This window comes from Holdemanella sp. MSK.7.32, assembly GCF_024460475.1.
In the GTDB taxonomy this organism is placed as follows: Bacteria; Bacillota_I; Bacilli_A; order Erysipelotrichales; family Erysipelotrichaceae; genus Holdemanella.
Map to the genome: position 1 here is coordinate 1 of NZ_JANFYN010000071.1, position 6,956 is coordinate 6,956.

Genomic DNA, 6,956 nt, shown 5'->3' on the forward strand with positions numbered 1-6,956 from the left:
TAATTTACAACAACAATATACTTACATTAAAATGTCTAACTTTTAGTCGTCTGTTACTATATATAAAAAAGGATCGATATTCTATTTTTCCTATGAATATCGGTCCATATTACTTTAAAACAACTAGAAAGCAGGAATATATATGAAACAATTTATGGATAAAGATTTCTTATTATCTACGCCAATCGCACAAAAGTTGTATCATGAATACGCTGAAAATATGTCAATTATTGACTATCATTGTCACTTGGATCCAAAAGAAATTTATGAGGATCGTCAGTTTGAAAATATAACACAAGTATGGCTTGGTGGGGATCACTATAAATGGCGTCAAATGCGCTCGAATGGTGTAGAGGAAAAATATATTACAGGAAATGCATCGGATCGTGAAAAATTCCAAAAGTGGGCCGAAACATTGGAAATGGCGATTGGCAACCCTTTATATCATTGGTCTCATTTAGAGCTTAAAAAATATTTTGGTTATGAAGGTTACTTAAATGGCGATACAGCGGAAGAAGTATGGAATTTATGTAATGAAAAATTGAAGGGTATGAGTGCGCGTAGTTTAATTCAAAACTCGAATGTTAAATTATTATGTACTACAGATGATCCGGCAGACTCTTTAGAATGGCATAAAAAGATAGTTGAAGATGATTCTTTTGATGTTAAAGTTCTTCCAGCATGGCGTCCAGATAAAGCTATGAGTTTAGAAAAGCCAGACTACTTGGAGTACTTAACTCGTTTAAGTTCAGTAAGTGGAATTGAAATCCATAGTTTTGAAACATTGATTAAAGCTCTAAAGAATCGAATGGATTTCTTTGAAGCCAATGGATGTTGTGTAAGTGATCATGGATTAGAGTATGTAATGTATAAACCAGCATCGCTTGAAACGGTTGAGGAAATCTTTGCGAAGCGTTTCAATGGTGAGTCTATTACGCATGAGGAAGAGTTAGTGTTTAAAACTGCATTTATGGTGACTTTAGGTAAAGAATACAATAAGAAGAATTGGGTGATGCAACTACACTATGGTGTTAAGCGTGACAACAACAAGGCTGTATTTAATAAGTTAGGTCCAGATGCAGGTATTGATTGTATCAATAACTTTGCACCTTCAAGTGAAATGGCAGATTATCTAAATGCACTTGCGATCACGGATGAGTTGCCTAAAACAATTCTATATTCTTTAAATCCAATGGATAATGCGGCCATTGGCACAATTATTGGTTGCTTCCAAGATTCTAGCAACATTGGAAAGATTCAACAAGGCTCTGCATGGTGGTTTAATGACCACAAAACAGGTATGACAGATCAGATGACGTCTTTGGCAAATCTTGGCTTATTATCAAACTTTGTCGGTATGTTAACGGATTCACGTAGTTTCTTGTCGTATACACGTCATGAGTATTTCCGCCGTATTCTTTGTGAATTATTAGGTAATTGGGTAGAAAATGGTGAATATCCAGCCGATTATAAAGCTTTAGAAAAGATTGTTAAGGGGATTTCATATAATAATGCAGTCCGTTATTTTGGCTTTGACGTAAAATAAAAATATGTAAGAGAAAACGTACTTCTTGGTAGTGTGAAGTACGTTTTTTTTATCGAATTTCTTCTTTGAATTCACTTGGTGTTTTATTCATGACTTTCTTAAAAATCTTGATAAAGTAATTTACATCGGGTATACCACAATATTGGGCAATGTTTTGATTCTGCATATTATGAACTTCTAGCTTCATTTTTAATGGTTTTGAAATATTCACTAGGTGTCATTCCATATTCTTTTTTGAATGCACGAAAGAAATGATTATAGCTTCCAAAGCCACTCATTTTGTATACTTCTGTCAAAGGAATTGCCTGTTCAATTAATCTGCAACAATAATCCAGTCGAGCTTTGACAATGTAATGATGAATTGTTTGTCCTGTTTGTTTTTTAAACTCTCTTGAAATGTGTTCGTGTGAAACATAGAATTCATTTTCTAGACGTTCTAAACTTAAGTCTTCTGTTAAGTGAGATTGAATGTAAAGAAAAACATCATCAAGCATCAAATGATGTCGACTGCCCTTAGAAGTATGAGATTCTGCATGGATGCAAGCACGTAAGGCAAGGACAATGAACATTTGTAGTATGCCACGCTCAAAAATCGAAGCTGCAAATTGTTGAGGTTGATTACCAAATGAAGTGATTTTACGTGCAAGATTTTTCATAAGCATATAGATTTCATTATCAAGACGAACCGAAATTTGTTGAAATGGAACTACGTTGAAACTGAATTCCAAGTTTGTGTTTTCATCCGATAATTCTTGTAGTAATTCTGAAGAAAGTTGAATCAATAAAAAATCCATAGGAACATGTGAATTAATAAATTCGAGTCTTCCACTTACATTTGGCTTAAAAATAATCATATTTTGTGGCTGTATAGAAAGTGTAGTATCACCGCATTTGAAATTTCCTGAACCGCTTATGATCAGAAATAAATTGTAATTTTTGCCTGAAAAGAAATCTCGGGTTGCGTTATGATCAAAAAAATAGTGTTTTATGGCATAGTTTAACAAAATTACACCTCCCTTAATTACATAATATATCAATTTATGATAGTTTTCAATCAATTTTTCGATATGAAACGAAAGCGCTTTCAATTACAATATGCGTAGAAAAGGATGAATAGTCCTTATGAATTGTGTTGGTGAATAATAGGAGGAAAAAACACATGAACAAAAAAAATAATGTTCGTCCCTTCTCTATGAAGGATAAGATCGGTTATACATTAGGCGATCTTGGATGTTGCTTTACTGAGCAATATCGTGCAATGTATTTGTCAGTATTTTACACTTTGGTTTTGCAGGTAAATCCATTTCATGTTGGTATCTTGATGTTGATCACAAAAATCTGGGATGCCATTAACGACCCCATTATTGGAGCTATTGTGGATTCACGTAAGGCATCAAAAGGTGGTAAATTTATTCCTTGGATTCGTGTCTTCTCATTTCCAATGGCTGTACTTTGCATATTAGGATTTGTGAATGTCAGCAATTTGAATTACGGTTTACGTTTAGCTTATATGTTTATTACTTACGTATTATATGAAGCTTTATATACTTGTGTTAACGTTCCATTCGGTACATTATCAAGTGTTATGACAGACAATGTAAATGAGCGTACAGCCCTTTCTCGTTACCGTAGTCTAGGTGGAACGATTTTTATGACAGTAATGGTTATGGTTGGCCCATTGTTCTTATATATTGATAATAAACCAGTGGCAGGACGCTTCTTAATGTTGGCTTGCATTTGTGCTTTACTTGGTTTACTTTGTCTTCAAATTACTTGTGTTTGGTGTAAAGAACGTGTCGAAGTTCCTGAACGTCCCGAAGGACAAAAATTGAATTACTTAAATGTATTAAAAGAAATCTCTCACAACAAAGCACTATTAGGCGTTATGTTCTTTAGTTTAATTGGGATGATCGGAGCTTCTGTTGTGAATGGATTAAATACATATCTTTATAAAGATTATTTTGGAAATATTAAAATTCAAGCTATTTCAGGTATGTTAAGTGTTTTATATGCCGTTATTGCCTTTGCGATTACTCAACCATTAGCTAATAAATTTGGTAAAAAAGAATGGTGCTGTATGGGAGCTGGATTTGCCGCTGTTGTATTTGGCGTATTGTTCTTTATTCCACTTCACAATCCAGTGATGTTTATTGTTATTAATGGTATTTGTTTCTTAGGTGCATCAGGTATGCAAGTATTGGTTTGGGCAATGGTAAATGATTCAATCGATTACCACGAATTAAAGACAGGTGAAAGAAATGAAGGTATTGTGTATTCTACATATTCATTCTTCCGTAAATTAGCAAGTGCAATTTCTGGAAGTTTATCAAGTTTTGTTCTAGGTGCGATTGGCTATAATGTAACAGCAGGGGCAATTCAAACAACACAAGTTGTAAATTCAATTTGGAAAAGCTACACAGGAATTTACTTTGTAGGATATGGCTTGGCTGTTGCGGTATTATACTTCGTATATCCACTAACAAAGAAGAAAACAGCTGAAATGCTTGAAGAATTAAAAGTTCGTCGTTCTTCAAAGGAGAATGTATAATTTATGAATATTTTGCAAGTTGAATTTAAAAATCGCTCGGGTCATACTCTGCGTGGAGTTGTGACTTTGCCAGATGTAGAAGGACCCGTACCATTTGTGGTCCATCTACATGGTTTTGGTGGCAGTTGCAGTGGTTATAAATCCATGTATACACATATGTCGCGTGCTTTGGCAAAGCAAGGAATTGGTAGTGTACGATTTAGCTTTTATGGAAATGGCGAAAGTGATGGCGAATTTGAAGATATGAGTTTTGACGGTCTATATGAAGACACAGAAGATATCTTTGCGTGGGCTGCTAAACAGCCTTATGTTGATGCAGAAAAGATTTTCCTTTCCGGACAAAGTATGGGTGGATATATTGCCGCTTCTTGTGGACCTAAAATTCAGCCATATGGTTTGATTCTATTATGTCCAGGAGCGGGTATGTGGTTTGGCTGTGCTCAAAACGCAGATGCCGTTATGCAGACAGGAAAAGATTATGCAGATGTGGAAGGACTATGTTACAAGATGTCATTTAATTATGAAATGGCAAAACATCCAGATCCTTTTACAGAAGCGACAGGATTTAATGGTCCCGTATTGTTAGTGCGTGCTGCTGATGATAAATTGGTCGATGATAAAACGCTTAAGAGTTACGCAAAGGTGTATCAAAATGCGCAATGTCATACATTAGAAAAAGGTGGACATAACTTTGCATCATTACTAGCTCGTGCAGAAGTAGAAGAAGTGGTTGCTTCTTTTATCTACAAGCATATTTAGAAACAATAGGAGGTTTTCTATATGGAAAATAAAATTTTAATGCCCATTGAAATTAAAGGACAGACATTTAAAAATCGTATCATGTTTCCACCGTTGACAACGGGTTATGAAAAACATGGAATGATCAGTGAACAAGATTTGGGATTTTATACTCGTCTTGCGAAAGGTGGAGTTGGCTATATCGTTTTAGGGGATGTAGCTCCTATTAATAGTTTTTCACCAACTCCTAAACTATATGATGATAATTTGATTCCTGCGTTTAAAGAACTTGCGGATAGTGTTCATGCGTATGGAACTAAACTTGGGGTTCAAATCTTTCATCCTGAATATGATGCAGAAGTAATCAATGATTTGTTTAACCAGAAAAAATTTGATGAAATGCGTAAACGCCTGCACCACGATATGATGTATTTTACAGATGAAGTTAGTCAAGAAACACTTCTTTCAATCATTGATAAAATGTGTGCTTGTGCGATTCGTGCTCAAAAAGCAGGTGTAGATGTTATTCAAATTCATGGAGATCGTTTAACAGGTTGTTTATGTTCGAAACAAATGAATCATCGTACAGATAAATTTGGTGGTAGTCTAGAAAATCGTGCACGTTTTGCCAGAATGCTTGTTCGTGCCATTCGTAAAGCAGTTCCAAATATGATTATTGATTACAAGCTTTCAATTGTGACACCACAACGTGGTAAAGGTGGTATTGATGAAGAAGATGCAGTAGAATTCGCAAAATGGCTAGAAGAAGATGGCGTGGATATGTTCCATGTTGCGCAGGCAAACCATACAGGGAATATGGCAGATACAATTCCTCCAATGGGTGTACAGCCATACGGATTCTTTGTAGATATTGCTGGAAACATTAAAAAAGCTGTAAATGTACCGGTTAGTGCAGTTGGACGTATTATTGATGCCAAAATGGCAGAGCGTGTAATTGAAAGTGGTATGGCAGATATAGTTGCGCTTGGACGTCCATTATTGACTGATCCAGACTGGGGTGAAAAAATTGCGGCTGGAAAAGCTTGTGATATTCGCCGTTGCATTAGCTGTAATAAAGGTTGTACAGATGCAATTCAAAACCGTGAATTCTTATCTTGTGTCTTGAATGCAGAAAATGGTTATGAAAATACACGTCGAATCACACCTTGTGAAAAGAAGAAAAAGGTGGCTGTGATTGGTGGAGGTCCTGCTGGTTTAGAGGCAGCTCGTGTTGCAGCTTTAAGAGGACACGATGTAACTTTGTTTGAGAAGACAACAACATTAGGTGGACAATTAAATATTGCGTGTGTTCCACCACGTAAAGAAGAAATGCGACGTGCAACTCAAGACTTGGTTCGTGCCGTAATAAATGCGAATGTACATTTATGTCTGGCTCATGCACCTAGTGTGAAAGAATTGAAAGAAGCAGAATTTGATACAGTAATCAACGCGGTTGGTGCACACAGTGCAGCACCTAGAATTACGGGCATTGAAAACGTGAATGTATTAGATGCATGGAAAATTCTTGCGGGTGAACAACAAGCTTATGGTACAGTTGCCGTGATTGGCGGTGGTATGGTTGGTTGTGAAACAGCTGAATATTTAGCGTCTAGAGGATGCAAGGTTTCTGTGATTGAAATGATGGATAAAATTGCAGCACAAGAAAGCAGCACTATTCTTCCAACTTTGATGGAAAACTACAAAAAATATGGTGTGGCACAATATCCGAGTCACAAGGTAAAGGAATTTAAATTGAATTCTGTTATTTGTGAAAATAAAGATGGTGAAGAAGTTAAGATTTTATGCGACCACATCGTTCTTGCGATGGGAGCACGTTCAAATGAATTTGATATTTCTTCATTAGAAGACGCAGGAATTGAAGTTTATTCTGTCGGGGATGCCGCACAAAAAGCATCTGATATTTCAAATGCGATTCGTACGGGATACGATACAGCTTGTAAGATATAATTGTAAATTGGTTTAAAAGTCAAGGACAAATATCTTATGTTTCTTGTTAAATGAGTGTCATAATTTGTGATGCTCATTTTTTCTTGGATGATATAATAAAATGACTTTGAAAGGATTGAGAAAATGGTATTTCTTTTATTAGTATTAGGTATGGTC

General features: G+C 35.6%; 6 protein-coding genes. 4 read left to right on the forward strand and 2 right to left on the reverse strand.

Features of this window, described 5'->3' with window-relative positions:
• The first annotated feature begins 142 nt into the window (after positions 1-142).
• The gene (gene uxaC / locus NE544_RS11335) at positions 143-1,546 is read left to right on the forward strand and encodes a glucuronate isomerase (RefSeq protein WP_256269411.1); all 1,404 of its coding nucleotides are present in this window, start codon (positions 143-145) and stop codon (positions 1,544-1,546) included.
• Between the two features lie 49 nt (positions 1,547-1,595).
• On the opposite strand, the gene NE544_RS11340 is transcribed toward uxaC, so the two are convergent.
• Entirely contained in the window at positions 1,596-1,712 is a 117-nt protein-coding gene (locus tag NE544_RS11340; protein ID WP_256269412.1) for an AraC family transcriptional regulator, read from the reverse strand.
• 1 nt (position 1,713) lies between these two features.
• On the reverse strand, positions 1,714-2,634 hold the full coding sequence (locus NE544_RS11345) for a helix-turn-helix domain-containing protein (protein WP_370866131.1): 921 nt from the start codon (positions 2,632-2,634) through the stop codon (positions 1,714-1,716).
• Between the two features lie 71 nt (positions 2,635-2,705).
• Between NE544_RS11345 and NE544_RS11350 the strand changes: the two genes are divergently transcribed.
• Genes NE544_RS11350 through bilR form a run of 3 tightly spaced genes read left to right on the forward strand, consistent with a single transcriptional unit; the run spans position 2,706 to position 6,800 of the window.
• The gene (locus NE544_RS11350; protein WP_256269414.1) at positions 2,706-4,094 is read left to right on the forward strand and encodes an MFS transporter; all 1,389 of its coding nucleotides are present in this window, start codon (positions 2,706-2,708) and stop codon (positions 4,092-4,094) included.
• A 3-nt stretch (positions 4,095-4,097) separates the two neighbouring features.
• Entirely contained in the window at positions 4,098-4,853 is a 756-nt protein-coding gene (locus NE544_RS11355; protein ID WP_256269415.1) for a S9 family peptidase, read from the forward strand.
• A 21-nt stretch (positions 4,854-4,874) separates the two neighbouring features.
• Positions 4,875-6,800, forward strand: coding sequence for a bilirubin reductase, long form (gene bilR / locus NE544_RS11360; protein ID WP_256269416.1), 1,926 nt, complete (start codon positions 4,875-4,877; stop codon positions 6,798-6,800).
• Positions 6,801-6,956: the final 156 nt, after the last annotated feature.

Bases quoted from the DNA above. Each gene is read 5' to 3' on its own strand.
- uxaC (WP_256269411.1), top strand. From the start codon at position 143: ATGAAACAATTTATGGATAAAGATTTCTTATTATCTACGCCAATCGCA.
- NE544_RS11340 (WP_256269412.1), bottom strand. From the start codon at position 1,712: ATGCAGAATCAAAACATTGCCCAATATTGTGGTATACCCGATGTAAAT.
- NE544_RS11350 (WP_256269414.1), top strand. From the start codon at position 2,706: ATGAACAAAAAAAATAATGTTCGTCCCTTCTCTATGAAGGATAAGATC.
- NE544_RS11355 (WP_256269415.1), top strand. From the start codon at position 4,098: ATGAATATTTTGCAAGTTGAATTTAAAAATCGCTCGGGTCATACTCTG.
- bilR (WP_256269416.1), top strand. From the start codon at position 4,875: ATGGAAAATAAAATTTTAATGCCCATTGAAATTAAAGGACAGACATTT.